Genomic DNA, 16,922 nt, shown 5'->3' with positions numbered 1-16,922 from the left:
ACTAACTTACCCGCAAAATAATATGGAACCGATACTAACTCCCGCCGAAATCAATGAAAAGCGAATGATGTTGCAAGATTACATTCCCGCACAAGCAGCTTTGGCGATACTGGAAAAAAATAACGGCAGAATAGACACCAGTTTTGATGAATTGTGGTTTCGTGGCGAAAAAATGGAAATTCCAGAACAGCAAAAAGGCGGTAAATCTCTATTGCAAGTCACGATGAAAACTCTCCGCGCCGAACTCTGCGGCAATGAAGGCTTGCGCGCCCAATTCAAAGAATATACCAAAAATCCTGGGAGTACGCCTTTACTTACGGGATTAATTGTTGCTATTGTCGGTTTGGGCGCTTCTTCGGGAATTCCGATCGACCCTACTATAGCTACTATTATTGTTCTGTATTTGCTCAAAATTGGTCTGAATATTTTTTGCGAATATACTGAACCAGCATAGTAGAAACTAGGTTTGGCTTTGTATGTAATTTGCCGTTTGGTAGGGGTTTAAATTTGCGCGTTACCCGGCAGTTTGGCAGGGGTTTAAATCCCCGCGCAGTCCCACAGTCCGGCAGGGAGGACTCATGATTTATTGAATTTTTATCATAAAATAAACATAGTTTCTTTCATTGATAACGAATGCACCGCGTCCGTGAAACACTCATAAAAATGATATCTTCTTCAGTCCTCTGAAGAGGACTTTCGCTATGAGACAGGGAATTAATTCCCTGTCGGACTGTGGGTAAAGCGATAATTGTTAAACACAAATTAATCCCAACAAATTACAGACCGACAGTCCAACAGTCGTTTAAATCCGCGCGCAGTCCCACAGTCCGGCAGGGGTAGGACTCATGATTTATTGAATTTTTATCATAAAATAAACATAGTTTCTTTCATTGATAACGAATGCACCGCGTCCGTGAAACACTCATAAAAATGATATTTTCTTCAGTCCTCTTTCAGAGGACTTTCGCTATGAGACAGGGAATTAATTCCCTGTCGGACTGTCGGGCTATCGACTATTTCTAAACACCAACAAACCTGTTTAATTAATCTTTCAAAAAACCCGCCCCAACAACTAAACTTCCGACTCCAATTCGCTCACCCGCAACTGCACCGGCAACTCTACAGAATCCAACTCAGACGACTCCAACAACCCCGCCACTTCCTCCTCAGAATTCGCTGCACCCTTCCGGCCTTTCCCCAATTTCTCAGCTAAAGTATCCCGCTGATTAATCAAATAAATACTCACCAACGTCAGCCCGACTCCCATCGATTGTACCGGATTGAGCACCTCACCCAACAACAAATTCCCGAACAGCAAAGCAAAAATTGGTGTCAGAAAAGTCAGAGAACTTAAACTCGTCAAACTGCCGCTTGATGCAAAGTAAAAGAATAAACCGTAGGCGATCGCACTTCCGAACACCGTAGAATAACCTAAAGCCATCCAACCCGACAAATCGATATTCACAAACTGCCCCGACTCAGTAGCCGCCGAAATCGCCAACAGCGGCAAACCGCCCAAAATCATGTGCCAGCCCGTCGCCACCACCGGGTCAACATAGCGGCACACCCAGCGCACCAAAACCGTACCCACAGCCATCGACAAAGCCGCCAACAGCATCAACCATTCCCCGCCCTGAAACACACTTTCGATACCCGCAGAAACCTGCACGCTTTCAGGGTGAAACAGCCCCAAAATCAAGCCATCCGGCAATCCAATCAAACTGATGCCGATAACGCCAATTACTAAGCCCAACCAGCCCCAAAAACCTATTTTTTCTTGAAACAGCCACAAACACAAAATCGCCACTGCTAGCGGTTGAGAATCAATCATCACCGAACCCAAACCCGCACCGGTTCTCGCCAAACCTTCGGCTAAAAAGCCTTGAAACAAAGTGCCGTCAACTAATGCAAATAGCGAAATCCACAGCCAAGCTTTCCAACCGGCAGGCTGCTGTTTTCCCATCAATGCCGCCGCCAGCAACACCAACACGCCCGCAGGTAATAAACGCACGACAGCCACAAACAGCGGTGTCGTGTGTGGCATGACTCCTTTCATCGCTACCATCGCGGTTCCCCACAGGAAAAACGGCGCAATCAGCAACAGCGGTGCAAAGGGCAGTTTAGAATCGGTAAGTTTTAGCTGCATGGCGGAGACTCCAAATAATTGATGAGAGTGGCGCTCTCGGGAATGATGTAGATTTGTTAAGCAATTTTTACAATTATATATCGGTGTTGTTCGCGATCGCACTCCTAGGCCATCACCTTTGTTTTTTCACCCAGATATCTGCCTCAAACCCTGAATCTCTGCAAAAAACCCGGTTTCTTCAGTCTCATCAAGTGGCCATCACCTTTGTTTTTTCACCCCAATATCTGCCTCAAACCCTGAATCTCTCGAAAAAACCCGGTTTCTTCAGTCTCACGAGTGGCCTTCTTCCTTCTTCCTTCTTCCCTCTTCCTTCTTCCTTCAGATAAGGCACACTATAAGTTAGCTACAAAATTTCACATTGCCCGAAACTGCCCATGATTTGGCCATTCAAGCCCCGCTACCGCAAACAAATCGCCCGCATCGAAGTCACCGGAGCCATAGCCGGAGAAACCCGCAAACGAGTTCTAGAAGCCCTCAAAACCGTTGAAGAGCGCAAATTTCCCGCCTTGCTGCTGCGGATAGACAGCCCCGGCGGCACTGTCGGCGATTCCCAAGAAATTTACAGCGCCCTCAAGCGTTTGGGCGAAAAAATCAAAATTGTCGCCAGTTTCGGCAATATTTCAGCTTCTGGCGGAGTTTACATCGGCATGGGAGCTCAACATATCGTTGCTAATCCCGGTACAATTACTGGCAGCATCGGCGTGATTATCCGTGGCAATAATATTGAACGGCTGTTAGAAAAAGTAGGGGTGTCTTTTCAGGTGATTAAATCGGGGCCGTATAAAGATATCTTGGCATTCGATCGACCATTGACCGATCCCGAACAGCAAATTCTGCAAGACTTGATCGACACCAGCTACCAGCAATTCGTCGAAACCGTCGCCGAAGCCCGGAAACTCCCCGTTGAAAATGTCAAAACTTTTGCCGACGGCCGCGTTTTTACCGGCCAGCAAGCCTTAGAATTGGGTTTGGTCGATCGGCTCGGAACAGAAGAGGACGCTCGCCGCCTGACAGCCGAACTCGCAGGCCTCGATCCCGAAAAAACCGAATGCTGCACGCTAGAAAAACAAAAACCTTTCCTAAATCGCGTTTTGGGGAGTAGTCTGGATACATCCGGGCTTTCAGCTTACAAAAATTTGCTGGAATTCGAGATTTCTACTAGCGGTTTGCCGCTGTGGCTGTATCGCCCGTGATTAAATAGTCATTAGTCCTTAGTCCTTAGTCCTTAGTCCTTAGTCAGCAGTCAGCAGTCAGCAGTCAGCAAATAACAACTAAAGATTCGTGATAGCAGACACATCACAGCTAATAGCTCACAACTAACTAATAACGAATAACGAATAACTAATGACCAATGACTGATGACTAATGACCAATGACCAATGACTAATGACTTAATCATAAAAAATGGAGAATATTTGCGTGGATTGGCAAGTGCGGGCGATTCGCGGGGCAACAACTGCCAGCGATAATTCGGTAGAAGCAATTCGAGAAGCGGTGAGAGAACTGTTAGATGAATTAGAAACAAGAAATAATTTAGATCCGGAATTAATAATTAGTGTTACGTTTTCTGTTACCCGCGATTTGGATGCTGTCTTTCCGGCTGCGATCGCCCGCGAACGCCCCCGATGGTGCAATGTTCCTTTGTTGGATGTCCAGCAAATGCACGTCAATGGTGCTTTAGAACGCTGCATCCGCTTTTTAATTCACATCAATTGGCCCGCACACCGCGAAATTTATCATCCTTATTTGCGCGGAGCTCAAAATTTGCGGCCAGATTGGAATTTAGCCGTCGCGGTTGCTGCGGAAAAATAAGAAAATCACTTTTTGATTGATTCAATAGTTAACCCACCAGCCATGGTGGGTTTATTTTTAAATGAGGAAGGAAAAGAGGTAATAACAAAATGAGTGATTACAAAGGATGTAACTACTGCCAACATTTTCGAGCAGACGGAACTTGTCCGGCTTTCGAGCCCGGTCTAATTCCCTTAATAATTGTTGACGCGCAAATCAAACACACTAAGCCTTTGATAAATCAGAAAAACACAATTGTTTACGAGCCAACTGAAAAACACATAATGTACAGGTATAGTCCCGATCAAGTATTGATGAAGTTGAGCGATTAGCTGCAATTGTTATGGATTGCAACAGTCTGTTGTTAATCCCAGATTTGCCGTAAATTCAAGGTAAATCCCGGCAACACATCTACCGAAACAGTTTGAGGTGCTTGCAATACCTCAAGTTCTCGATCGGGGCGATAAATTTCCACTTGTTGCTTTTTGCGGTTAATTAACAAACCCAGACGACAACCATTGTCTATATACTCTTGCATTTTGTCTTGAGTTTTTTTCAGGCTATCGCTTGGCGAAAGAATTTCAATCACAAAATCGGGACACAGCGGAATGAATTTTTCTCTTTGTTGTGCAGTTAAAGCCTCCCAGCGAGATTTTTCGACCCAAGAGACATCGGGAGATCGATCGGCTTTGTTCGGTAGAGTAAACCCTGTAGATGAGTCGAAGACTTCGCCCAGTTGAGTTTGCTCGTTCCAGAGTGCCAGTTGTACGATCAGTTTGACGTTGCGTTTTCCTGTTTCTCCTCCTGTCGGCGGCATCACGATTAATTCTCCCTTAGCGTTTCTTTCTAGTTTTAAATCTGGGTTTTCTTGACAGAGTAAATAAAACTGTTCTTCAGTAAGCTTGATAATTGGGTTGAGGTCGAGAGTAATTTGAGTCATGGCAGTTGCGATCGGCTGACTTGAAATAGGCTTCTTCAGCAGATAGATTTATTTTAGCTTATCTTTTCCTGTTGGGATTTCCGATCTAGCAATTGCCAATCAGCCTAAGATTTTATTGATTTCTGAAACGGTTGCGGAAAATTGTTTTTCCCTCTTCCCTCTTCCCTCTTCCTTCTTCCCTCTTCCCTCTTCCTTCTTCCCTCTTCCTTCTTCCCTCTTCCTTCTTCCCTCTTCCTTCGCATAAAAAAAACCGGCTTCTCGAAGAAACCGGGTTTTTTGTCAATCAGTGGCTTTCTTGTGATGCAGCCTAATCCCTAAAAAGATGTCATATATAAAACTCCAAAAGTCCTTTTTACCTTCCAATATTCCCAGACTTTGAGGAGAACCCTTTTCATCTAACAGCGGCTTCACAGCTTCGTAAGCTGGCTTGTAATTGTACCAAGGAATTGAAGGCCACAAATGATGGATCAAATGATAGTTCTGTCCCAAAATTAAAATATTCAGAATCGGACTCGGATATACTCTGGCATTTTTCCAGCGATCGCGCTCGTGAAACGGACGGTGCGGCAAATAATCAAAAAATAACCCCAAGGCTAACCCTACCACTAAAGCAGGAGAAAACCAAAAATTCAGCACGTAACCTAAATGGTCGTGTTGAATGGCGATATAAACCACTCCGATTACAAACAAACGGCTGAAAAACCATTCCCAAAGTTCGTATTTCCGCCACAGTTTGCGCTTAAAGAAGAAAATCTCGTGGTAGAAGAACCTCGCAGCAATCAACCACAGAGGCCCGCCAGTAGAAACATAATGGTCTGGATCGTTATCTGGGTCGTTAACGTGGGCGTGATGCTGCATGTGTACCCGCGTAAATACCGGGAAAGCAAAGCCCAACATCAACGCGCTACCGTGTCCCAAAATAGCATTTATTGTACGATCGCGGTGCGCCGCGTTGTGAGACGCATCGTGAATCACGGTTCCAGCCATGTGCAGCGCCAGCACGTTTAGCGAAAAACAACACCAATCCGGCCAGTCTCCGTACCAGTAACCCACAAAGGAAATCGCGATCGTCGCTAATGCACTCAAAAACAACAGCAGCGTCGGATTGAAGTCACCCGGAGGACTCAGAAACTCTTTCGGCACTGTCAGCGGCCGTCCTGCCTCCGACATCTTTGTTAACACTCCTTAATATTTCACACTTGCGTAGTATAAGATACAAGTCTGCCAATAGTAAAGTTTCGTGAAAAAACAGAGTCCGATCGCCAGACACTAGCCTCTGGACAAGAAGCCAAATATTGCTGTTATGCAAGGATACCAATGATAGATAGCCGCATAGCATAGCAGCCCAATTCTAATAAATGGGTATATCTGTATTTATGTCAAGCCTGGGAGGGGAAATAATTTCCCAAAAAGCCGATCGCCAAGAAAAAATTACCGATCGGTAAAAAGTCAGATATTCTATATAGTGGTCAATGCCTGCTGTGTTGACCACTATCAAAATTTTTAAGAGTTGAGACTAGCGTCATTGCTTGTACTGAAAGATGAAACGTTAGCCGAAATTTAAACAAGAAATCCTCCAGCCACCCCATCTCAATTCATGCAACCGCCAAAAGCCCTACGCCGAACTAAAATTGTCGCCACCATTGGCCCAGCAACATCCGACCCAGAAGTGCTCCGCAACCTCATAGAAGCTGGCGCCACAACTTTGCGACTCAACTTTTCCCACGGAACAGAAGACGACCACCAGCGCAGCATTCGTTTAATCCGGCAAACATCCTTTGAACTCAACCAGCCGGTCGCCATCCTCCAAGACCTTCAAGGCCCGAAAATTCGTTTAGGGCGCTTTGAAACAGGCTCTATAGTTGTCAAAAACGGCGATCCTTTCATTTTGACCAGCCGCCCGGTGGTCGGCACAGAACTGATTTCCTCCGTTACCTACGAACCTCTAGCTTCGGAAGTTCCAGAGGGAGCAATGATTCTGCTGGATGACGGAAAAGTGGAAATGCGGGTGGAAAAAGTAGACCGCGGCGCGGGGGAACTGTACTGTCGCGTGGTCGTGGGCGGGCCGCTTTCCAACAACAAAGGCGTGAATTTTCCGGGAGTTTACCTGTCAATTAAGGCGCTGACCGATAAAGACCGCAAAGATTTAATGTTCGGCCTAGACCAAGGTGTCGATTGGGTGGCTCTGAGCTTCGTCCGCAATCCCCAGGATATGCTGGAAATTAAAGAGCTGATTGCCAGTGCGGGCAAGCAAGTACCGGTGATTGCTAAGATCGAAAAGCACGAGGCGATCGAACAAATGGAACAAATTCTCGCCCTTTGCAACGGCGTGATGGTCGCCCGGGGCGATTTGGGCGTGGAACTGCCCGCCGAAGACGTGCCGATTTTGCAAAAGCGCTTGATTGCAACTTCCAACCGCATGGGGATTCCGGTGATTACCGCTACCCAGATGCTCGACAGCATGGTGAACAATCCCCGTCCCACCCGCGCCGAGATTTCCGACGTAGCCAACGCCATTATCGACGGAACAGATGCGGTGATGCTTTCCAATGAAACGGCTGTGGGCAAATTTGCCGTCGAAGCGGTGGCGACGATGGCGAGAATTGCGGTGCGGATGGAGAGGGAAGGAATTAAGCGCAATATTAGAAATGTAGAAGATGTCGGTCGATCGATCCCCAACGGCATCAGCCAAGCAGTCAGCCAAATCTCCGAACAGTTGAACGCAGCGGCGATTATGACGCTGACCAAAACCGGCTCTACAGCGCGCAATGTCTCCAAATTCCGACCAAAAACTCCAATTTTGGCAGTTACTCCCCACGTAGACGTAGCCCGACAACTGCAATTAGTCTGGGGAGTCAAACCCTTGCTGGTTCTGGATTTGCCCTCCACAGGCCAGACATTTCAATCTGCGATCAATGTCGCCCAAGAAAAAGAGTTGCTGTACGACGGAGATTTGGTGGTGATGACAGCCGGTACTCTGCAAGGGGTTGCCGGCTCGACGGATTTGATCAAAGTTGAAGTAGTGACAGCAGTTTTAGGTAAAGGTACCGGTGTCGGTTTGGGAGCAGTGAGCGGCATGGCCAGAGTTGCTCGCACTGCTGCGGATGTAGCGAATTTCCACGCAGGAGACATTTTGGTAGTAGAACGCACCAGCGCCGAGTTTGTGGAGATGATTCGCAAAGCAGCCGGTGTGGTGACGGAGGAGGAAAGTTTGACTTCTCACGCTGCGATTATCGGTTTGCGCTTGGGCGTGCCGGTGATGGTGGGCGTGGACAATGCGATGCGGGTAATTCGGGACGGAACTATGCTGACGCTGGATATGCAGCGGGGATTGGTTTATTCCGGTGCCCGAGGCGGCTCAACAGACGGAGAACTTGCCGTTTAACAAGTTCTGAGTCTTGTTCGTCTGCGGGGTCAAAAACCCGGTTTCTGCCTTAATGTCGATCGCCAGCCAGAGTTTTGGAGAGAAACCGGGTTTTTCTAGCCAGCGTCCTCAAGTTCTGAGTTGTGGAGTTTTGAATTAAATTCTACAGCTCATTGCTTTTTTCTTGAATTTGTGCTATACTTCTAAATTGTCTGTGCCGATGTAGCTCAGTGGTAGAGTAACCGATTCGTAATCGGTCGGTCGCGGGTTCAAATCCCGCCATCGGCTTCTAATGTTCTCAAGTCTCAAATTTAGGACTTACCACGGGTGGTCAGAAACCGGGTTTTTCCGGTTTCTTTGGGATTGATGAATATCAAGATCGATCGTAATTGTTGTAGGGGCGGGTAAACCTGCCAATATCTGCCAATAATTGATACCAATTTAAAAAAAGAATGCAACAATATTCTTGTTCCCCCCCTTGGCAAGGGGGGGCTAGGGGGGGTCAAAGAGTGTTGCACGATTTTAGAAAAATGGTATGACAATCTCAAAAACCCGCCCTGACCAAAATATTATGGTCGATAAATCGCAACAGTTTTAAAGCGTTTCATACACTTTCAGCACTTCATCCCCGTAGTGGTTAATCACCTTAACCGCAATCTTTCCCGGTTTACCATTCTTGCCTTTAGGGGGATCGAAGGGACGGCTAGTAGTAGAATACATCTGACTCCAAGCATCTTCATCAATTTCTGCTTTCAGCGCCCGTTTTAATTTTTCATAAGGTTGGTTAGCACCTGTAAAATAGGCATGACGCACAAAAAAGCTTTCCTCATTGTAGTCGGTGTCAATAAACCAACAAGCAATATCATCAGGCGAACTGCTGCGAATCTCCCCGGTAGTCGGATCGTAAATATCCAAGCCTTTTAAGGTGACTACTAGCTGACCATTTTGGCGTTTTAACTCAATATCTGGTTCGCCAAATACCATAAATAAATTACCAGCCCCTGTTTTCTTGAGCAGTTCATCACCCAGTAACAAATCAGGATTCATGCGAGTGATTAAAACTTGCAATTTGCCATAGCGTTTTGCTTCTTCATTAACATTAGGTTCAAAGGCAAAACCGCAGACAATTAATACATCATTCCCCAAACCTTTTACAGCTTCTTTAGCAGCTTCTTTGATATCATCAACGCTGACAGTGCCGTATTCTGGCCCGATGTGAACTGCTACCCGCTTGATGGTTTCATCGCTTTCTGCGTACTCGCCTACAGCATGAATGTAAGTACCCGCATGAGATTCTAAATATTCTAAATTTTCAAATTTGAGGCGTTGATTTTTTAAAGTGTTTTGGATTCCGGCTTTTTTCAGGTTGTCAATAATTCTGACTTCAAATTGATCTGATGCTTGGGTAACGCCTTCCTGTTCTGAAGCTGGGTATGCTTCATCGGTAGCAAGAATCCGGTGAGGTGAAAGACTTTCGACGGTAAACGGGCCAGTTATCCGAATGCGTTTATTGTTTTCATAAGGTTGGTCATAGAGTAGTTCGGTATCCGCATTGCGCGCAATAGATTCATCGATTTCTTTCTGCCGTTGTTGCCTGAGTTGCCACCATTTAGCTATTAATTCTTTAGCTTCATCTGACCATTTGGCATCTGCTTCTCTGGGAATTTCCCATTCTTCCCAGGACTTTTTGAGCAACTGGTTTAATTTAGTGCGAATGGGTTCTAGTTGTAACTGCCATTTTTCATGGATAGTATCAATTTCTGGATTATTTGCGATCGCTCCTAATGTAACATGAGGAACGCGCTTGTAAACAAAACCTTTTTTGATTTCGTTTTCTGTCTTAGGCTGTGTTGATGGTAGTTGTTTAGTGATTTCCGCTTCTTTTTGGATGCCTTCAGGGGAATCTGCTAGTAGGTAATAGGGATATTTTGCAGACATTAATCGAGTTCTAGCTAATGCTAAGGCGACGCGGCTAGTGTCAATCGTAATCCAACGTCTTCCCCATTGTTCAGCAACGTAGGCTGTCGTAGCACTGCCCATTGTTGGATCTAATACTAAATCACCTGGATCGGTAGCCATTAGGAGACAACGTTGGATAACTTTAATATTGGTTTGAACAACATACCATTTCCCCTCCTTAGTACCTGCAACTGATGTATCTCCCCACATATTGTTTAGCTCAAGAACAGAGAAATCGTCTAAATACCTCACATACGCCAAGCTATTTTCACGACCAAACAAACGATTAGATTCCTTTAATCTCTCCATACCGTCAGGCCAATTTGCTTTCCAATGATTGCCCTGACGGGGATAATAAACTCTACCTTCAAATGAAAAAGGTTGTGGTTGAGGGGGAGGATACTGGCTAGTGGTATTGTCTAGTCGGAATATTTTTGCGCTATCAGGCATAGAGTATTCTCCTTCCTTTTCACCCTGTTTCATAAGCCTGCGCCAACCATCTGAAAGTTCTAAATATCTATAATCACCACTTTTTAATGTTGTACTTGATTTCTGAATATACAGCGGATTATACTTAAGCTGTTCTCTATTTTTAGCATACCAAATTATGTAGTCACCTATTCTACTCAAAGCTGAAGTCTCAAAACCTCCAGTTGTTGCATAAAAAATCGTGCTAATAAAGTTTTCACTTTCAAAAACTTCATCCATCAAACATCTAACCAAATGAACATTCTCATCACTAATCTGCACAAAAATACTACCTGTTTCAGTCAATAACTCTCGCGCTACAACCAACCTATCCCTTAAATAACTCAAATAAGAATGAATCCCTAACTCCCAAGTATCCCGAAACGCTTTCACCTGTTCCGGTTGCCTAGTCACCTCTTCAGCCTTCCCATCTTTAACATCTCGCTTCCGAGTCGAAACCTGCCAATTAGAACCAAACTTAATCCCATAGGGCGGGTCAAGATAAATCATCTGCACTTTACCCTTTAATCCCTCCTTCTCCGCCAAGGAATTCATCACCAACAGCGAATCACCGAGAATCATGCGGTTAGCCCACTTCACCCCATCCTTATGCTGATAAAAGTCAATTAATTGGTCAAACTCTAACCCATTAAAATCACTAAATAAACTTAATTGTTCCGCTGGCTGTTCTTTCTTAACCTGCTTCTTAAAATCCTCAATAATTGCATGGGGGTGTATTTTCTCCTGAATATAAATCGGAACAGCCGGAACCTCTAAATCCTGACTGTCCTGTTCGTCTTTCCCCTGCCACACCAACTGCGGATCTAAAGATGGATCGCGGGGATAGAGAACTTTTTGAGGTTTTTTCTCGTCGTCAGCCATAAAATCACGCAACTCTTCAGTAGGAATATTAGCCCGTTTATCCTGATGTTTCACACTATCAATAGGTGTAGATTTGTCATTTTTTTTCCTAGGCATTAGTTATTTCCTTATAGATAAATGTTTGAATTTTACAGCCTTTGACATTCTGCTTTTGTACTCGAAACAATCGAGATTTTAATTCACTGAAATCTAAAATCAATTCATGAATTTTTAAGGCTTGTTGTTCATAATCAAAATCTCCTTGACATTCTTTACAGAGGATAATTCCACTGTGTTCTTTGACAAGCTTGTGTAGTTCAATAAAATCCTGCCTATTGAGCGTAATCACAGCCCGCTCTTGTTGATGGGCAAACTTGAGAACATCATCATCGGGAATTCCTTGATTAGCCTGTTTTGCGTCATAGGATGTCAACACATCATGTCCGAGATAACGAAGTTTGTTGACGATATCTAGGGGGAAATTTTCGTTAGAGTAAAGCCTAGCTATCTTCATCATCGTCATCCTGGGCAGCAATTACTCGATCGATTTCTGTTTGATGCTCTTCGTAGTATGACGAAGCTAATCTTAAATCTGCGGGAGTTAACCCCGGATAATTCCTCAGTATTTCCTCATCGGATGCCCCCAGCTTGTAAAAAGAAATAATTGTCCAGACAGGAATGCGTGTATTGCGTATCCTAGCGTTACCTCCACAAACACCAGGGGTTTTTTGAATTGTACTAATATTCGTATCCGTTTGTGCTGTCTGCTGAGACAAATACATCCGAATAGATTTTTCGGCATTCCAAGGATCGGATATTTCTAAGAAATCCCAACGCCCTAATCCCCCGTGATTTTTTACTGCTGGTATCCAAAGAGTTCTAGCCGCAGCCACCTTAGCTGCTTTGTCCTTTCTCGCTTCCCCCGATACTTCCAAAATTAAATTCAGTAGTTCTTTTTGCCCATCATTAATTCGCACAATAAAGTCAGGCAAATAATTTCTCTGTTCCCCATTGAGAGTATAGGGAATAGTAAAGCCTAAATTGTGATTTTTTACATAAGATACAACCTCATTCATTTGTTCTAAGGATTGCAGCATTTTGTTTTCCCAATTACTATCCATAACTGCATGGGAAACATGACATTTATGAGGATCTGTCCTATAAACCGCACGGGCGGTGTCAAAATCTACATAGCGAGTCGAACCAAAAGTATCATAGGGGCGGAGAATAGGTTTTAAATACTTCCGCAATTCTCCTTCCACAATGGCATGATAAATCCTGTCTGTCGCATCGTGGGCAAACTCAGTCAGCATTAACAACTGAGGATAGGTATTGTCTTTGTAACGGACACATTCTTTGAGCCACTGTTTAGTTATTTGCAAAACTTGGGGAAATAACCAAGCTTGTACATCCGCATCAAAAAAATGTATTGTAGTTTTTTCGGGTTTCTGATTTCCATCCCATCGGAAATACTTTTCTAAAGTTAGTTTTGCCAACAAAAAAGCGACTTCCTGTTCTCTGTGGGATTTCAATTGATCCAATGTATGAATACTGGATTGACCAACAATGGGAGCATTGACTGTAAGAGTAGGCAAATCAGCCGTAGAGATAACATATTGACAAACATCTGTAAAATTAGCTGTTAATTTTCCCCTACTAATGTCATAGCGATAACCCGTCAATCGAGGAAAAGTAATTTCAGATTCATTTCGTTCTGGCAAAGCTCGAACGCGGGTAGGGAGTGCTCCCCGCTTGGGCGTTTTATTAGAACCGGCACAGGGGATAAAAGCAAAGGGAATACCGTAAACTTCGGCATATTCGGGTTCATACATTCCCTCTTTATTCACTGCATAGTTAATCCGTCGCAGTCCCCGTCCCACAACTTGTTCGCACAACAACTGAGTGCCAAAAGCTCTTAATCCCAAAATGTGAGTGACTGTGCTCGCATCCCATCCTTCAGTCAACATAGAAACCGAGACTACACAGCGAATATTTTCCCCCAGTTTTCCGGGTTTACCAACAGTATTTAATACTTCCCGCAGTAACTCTTCAGGTGTGACTTTTTCGGGATCTTTACCTGGATATCTCTCTCGATATTCAGCTTTGAATTCTTCAATTTCCTGTGCAGCAATTTTCTTAAATTCAGCACTCATCGCCTCGCCTGATTCTAGTTGTTCGCTGTCTACCAGAATCGTGTTAGGTCTAGCTGTCCAGTTTTCGTTTTGGACATTACTAAATAATGGTAGTTTACCTGGAGCTAAAACAAATCGACCATCAGGATATTTTTTGCCAGTATCCCAGCCAGCAATATAGTCATAAACTAATTTAGAGACATTGGTATTATTACAAACAACGATAAATACAGGCGGTGTTTGTCCTCTGTCAGTAGCTTCTGTGTCCTGTTCCCATAATTCAAAAGCTTTTTTGTAGTTACTATAGAGACTTTCTAAGGCTCCCTCTAACTCTTTAGGAAGTTTTGGTTCGGGGGATGATTTACTTTCATCCTGGGTACTGCGTCCTTTCTTGGGGAGTTGGTCGCGAATTAAGGGCCAAATGCTGCGATAAGCAGGTAATTCCCCTTTCATATTGTCGTCAGAAACGGGGACGCGGGGAATTTTGACAATGCCTGATTCGATCGCATCAATCAACGAAAAGTCAGAAACTACCCAAGGAAATAGATTGCCTTCTTGATAGCCAGAACCTTTTAAAAAGAACGGTGTAGCTGACAAGTCATAAACAACTTTGACTCCAATTTTTGACTTTACAGCTTCAATCCCAGAAATCCAAAGTTGTGCCTGATCGTTGCGTTTTTCTGCTTCTTTCCGGTCATCTCCTTTGAGCTTGGCATCATCATCACCAACGCGACGACGGTAACAGTGGTGAGCTTCATCATTAATTACAATAATATTTTTCTTATTGCCCAAACCTTTGCAAACTCGCCTTACCATTTGGTCTGGGGTTTCAGTGAAAGCACTTTTTTGTCCTTGGGCGAGAATGTCTTTGGTTAAGCGGGCTGCTGAATTAAGTTCTCGCAGTCTAAATGCGTGATAGTTGGTAATAACTATTTTAGCTTTTTCTAATTCTGGGATGAATTCTGGTGGAACTAAGTCAAGTTTTTTGTAGTAATTTTCAGCATCATTAGGTTGGAGTACCCGCAGGCGATCGCGTACAGTAATCCCCGGCGTTACTACTAAGAAAGCATCGCTAAATTTATTATTCTGAGGATTGGCAGATTTATTAAGAGTATGCCACGCCATCAGCATTGACATGACTACTGTTTTACCGCTCCCTGTAGCCATCTTACAAGCCATGCGGAACAGCAGCGGGTTCGCATCTTCATTGAATTGTCGGAGTTGATTTTCAATCCAGTTGTCGCCGCACTTTTTCGCAACTTCGGTGATATAGATAACTGTCTCTAAAGCTTCTATTTGGCAAAAATATAATTTACGTTCGCGATCGGGATTAGTCCAATATGCCAACAGTTTTTTAGTAGTAGGAGTGACGTAGAGATAGCCGCCACGTCTCCACAAGCTAACGCGATCGCGCACTTGGTTGATAAACTTGTTTTCTGCTACCCTGTCTTGTGTCCATTCACCAAGATTTAGCTCTAGTTGCTGGAACTGCTTGCTTTTCTTTTTCGGTTGGGCGATCGGGATAAAATAATGGCTGACACGACGCTCTTCGAGAATTTCATCGGTAATACCATCATCGTCAAAGCGAAAGTGGCACTTGGGTTCCAAGAAAGCAGAGTTAATAATAGGATTTTCAATGACAACTTGATTCATCTATTTCCTGATACTTGTTATATGGACAGAGCGATCGCCAATGATACAGAATTCCTTATTCCCTAACCAATTGTCCCAAGGTCAGAGCAAATTCCCTCCAAATAGACTACCATCATAAATCCTCCTTTTATCTATATTTTAACTGAAAATAAGTTACTTATATTTATGTATCTACATAAAATATTATCTAAAATGATGGACTTCTGGAAATTGCTCATCTGCCCAAACCTCATAAAACAGCGCTGACACCAGTCATGCACCCACAAAGCAGAAATCTTAAACCTGGGCCCACAATTGGGACATTCCCAACGTGCGTAGGTGAAATCTGCCGAAGGCATCGCACCTCCCAACCCCGCCAACTTCCCCAACCAGCGTCGGCGTTAACTCCTTCGCCTGTCGAAACCGCCCCAAAAGAGGACTGGCATTTTTGACGACAAACCCGTTTGTAGTGAGGACTTTAGTCCTTCTTAAATTTAGTTCGGAGGGCGGGGGATGCGAAAACTTAGGGGGCTGAGGATTTGATTGAGGGCGCGCAATTGTTCGGCGGTGCCCAAACAAATGAGCGTATCTCCTCCTTCGATCGCAGTTTCTCCAGTTGGCCCGACAATCAAAGTCCCGCCAGCCCGTCGAATTGCTAACACTAATGCCCCGGATTGCGATCGCAATTTGGCATTTCTCAAAGTTTGTCCGACGTAGACACAACTATTCGGATCTACCAGAAATTCTTCCATGTAAAAAGAACTTTCTGTGCCCGTCAATACGCCGTCTAAAAAATCCATAACTTGAGGGCGCAAAGCAGCAGCAGCCATGCGTTTTCCCCCCGTAATGTAGGGGGATACGACGGCATCGGCGCCGCCCCGCTGCAACTTCTTTACGGCTTCTTCTGTGGTGGCGCGGGCGATCGCCCGTACCTTCGGATTCAGAGTTTTCGCCGACAGCACAGTGTACAAATTCTCAGCATCCGACGGCAAAGCTGCTACTATACAAATTGCGCGATCGATCCCCACATTCAACAAAATTTCATCGAGTGTCGCGTCTCCCTGCACCGCCGTGTACCCCAACGCCAAAGCAGCCTGCACCGACTGTAGCGCCGAATCTACCACCACAAAAGGAATACTTTCAGCCTCAAATTCCAAAGCAATCTGTCGCCCAGTACGCCCAAAACCGCAGAGAATGTAATGTTCGATCAAAGAATCCACCAAACGCCGCTGCTGCCTAATTCTTGCTCCTTCTTGAAAATATCCTTGAATCAGCGCTTCTGTAAAGCGGTTGACGATATAACCAATCACCATCACGCCCATCAAAATCAGGCACATGGTAAACATTCGCCCGCGTTTTCCGAGGGGGTGAATTTCACCGTAGCCGACAGTTGCTAAAGTAAATACAGTCATGTAAGCGGCATCGAGCAAAGGCCATTTTTCCACCAGCCAATACCAAAGAGTACCCGTGCAGAAAATGCCGCCAAGGGCGATGATGCCGCCCGTTAACTGTTTTTGCAGGCGCTCGTACTTTTGCTCTAGAGTTGAATACACCGATCGCCCTGACCTATGATTTATTAGCTGCTACTCAATTTAAGCATATCAAGACTTGCGCAAAAACCCGATTCAT

At 44.7% G+C, this 16,922-nt stretch carries 11 protein-coding genes and 1 tRNA gene; 5 read left to right on the top strand and 7 right to left on the bottom strand.

Features of this window, described 5'->3' with window-relative positions:
* The first annotated feature begins 22 nt into the window (after positions 1–22).
* The gene (locus JGK39_RS02680) at positions 23–454 is read left to right on the top strand and encodes a hypothetical protein (protein WP_293295701.1); all 432 of its coding nucleotides are present in this window, start codon (positions 23–25) and stop codon (positions 452–454) included.
* A gap of 618 nt (positions 455–1,072) precedes the next feature.
* On the opposite strand, the gene JGK39_RS02675 is transcribed toward JGK39_RS02680, so the two are convergent.
* Positions 1,073–2,146 (bottom strand): DMT family transporter, encoded by a 1,074-nt coding sequence (locus JGK39_RS02675; RefSeq protein WP_293258324.1) that lies wholly within the window; start codon positions 2,144–2,146, stop codon positions 1,073–1,075.
* Between the two features lie 374 nt (positions 2,147–2,520).
* On the opposite strand from JGK39_RS02675, the gene sppA reads away from it, so the two are divergent.
* Positions 2,521–3,339, top strand: a complete 819-nt coding sequence (gene sppA / locus JGK39_RS02670) for a signal peptide peptidase SppA (RefSeq protein WP_293295699.1) — start codon at positions 2,521–2,523, stop codon at positions 3,337–3,339.
* Positions 3,340–3,550: 211 nt separating this feature from the next.
* Positions 3,551–3,958, top strand: coding sequence for a chorismate mutase (gene aroH, locus JGK39_RS02665; protein ID WP_293258328.1), 408 nt, complete (start codon positions 3,551–3,553; stop codon positions 3,956–3,958).
* Between the two features lie 343 nt (positions 3,959–4,301).
* On the opposite strand, the gene JGK39_RS02660 is transcribed toward aroH, so the two are convergent.
* Both JGK39_RS02660 and crtR read right to left on the bottom strand, forming a co-directional pair.
* Entirely contained in the window at positions 4,302–4,877 is a 576-nt protein-coding gene (locus JGK39_RS02660; protein ID WP_293258330.1) for a Uma2 family endonuclease, read from the bottom strand.
* 279 nt (positions 4,878–5,156) lie between these two features.
* Entirely contained in the window at positions 5,157–6,047 is an 891-nt protein-coding gene (crtR, locus tag JGK39_RS02655; protein ID WP_293258406.1) for a beta-carotene hydroxylase, read from the bottom strand.
* 427 nt (positions 6,048–6,474) lie between these two features.
* Here crtR and pyk point away from each other — a divergent pair, with 427 nt between their 5' ends.
* Positions 6,475–8,262 carry a pyruvate kinase gene (gene pyk / locus JGK39_RS02650; protein ID WP_293258332.1) on the top strand — a complete coding sequence of 596 codons (1,788 nt, stop codon included), beginning with the start codon at positions 6,475–6,477 and terminating at the stop codon, positions 8,260–8,262.
* 195 nt (positions 8,263–8,457) lie between these two features.
* Positions 8,458–8,529: transfer RNA gene (locus tag JGK39_RS02645), tRNA-Thr, on the top strand.
* Between the two features lie 306 nt (positions 8,530–8,835).
* On the opposite strand, the gene JGK39_RS02640 is transcribed toward JGK39_RS02645, so the two are convergent.
* The 4 genes from JGK39_RS02640 to JGK39_RS02625 all read right to left on the bottom strand — a co-directional run bounded on the left by JGK39_RS02640 (position 8,836) and on the right by JGK39_RS02625 (position 16,846).
* Complete coding sequence (locus JGK39_RS02640; protein ID WP_293258334.1) at positions 8,836–11,646, bottom strand: site-specific DNA-methyltransferase; 2,811 nt, start codon at positions 11,644–11,646, stop codon at positions 8,836–8,838.
* On the bottom strand, positions 11,639–12,046 hold the full coding sequence (locus JGK39_RS02635) for a DUF5615 family PIN-like protein (RefSeq protein WP_293177715.1): 408 nt from the start codon (positions 12,044–12,046) through the stop codon (positions 11,639–11,641). Before JGK39_RS02635 ends, JGK39_RS02640 begins: the two co-directional genes overlap by 8 nt.
* Complete coding sequence (locus tag JGK39_RS02630) at positions 12,030–15,314, bottom strand: BPTD_3080 family restriction endonuclease (RefSeq protein ID WP_293258336.1); 3,285 nt, start codon at positions 15,312–15,314, stop codon at positions 12,030–12,032. The genes JGK39_RS02635 and JGK39_RS02630 overlap by 17 nt, the downstream gene beginning before the upstream one ends.
* Positions 15,315–15,787: 473 nt before the next feature.
* Positions 15,788–16,846, bottom strand: coding sequence for a TrkA family potassium uptake protein (locus JGK39_RS02625; RefSeq protein WP_293258338.1), 1,059 nt, complete (start codon positions 16,844–16,846; stop codon positions 15,788–15,790).
* Positions 16,847–16,922 lie beyond the last annotated feature (76 nt).

The sequence above is a fragment of the Microcoleus sp. PH2017_12_PCY_D_A genome (assembly GCF_020738565.1).
GTDB lineage: Bacteria > Cyanobacteriota > Cyanobacteriia > Cyanobacteriales > Microcoleaceae > Microcoleus.
The sequence above is the reverse complement of the archived record's forward strand: the minus strand, read 5'-3'. Positions and strand labels throughout refer to the sequence as shown.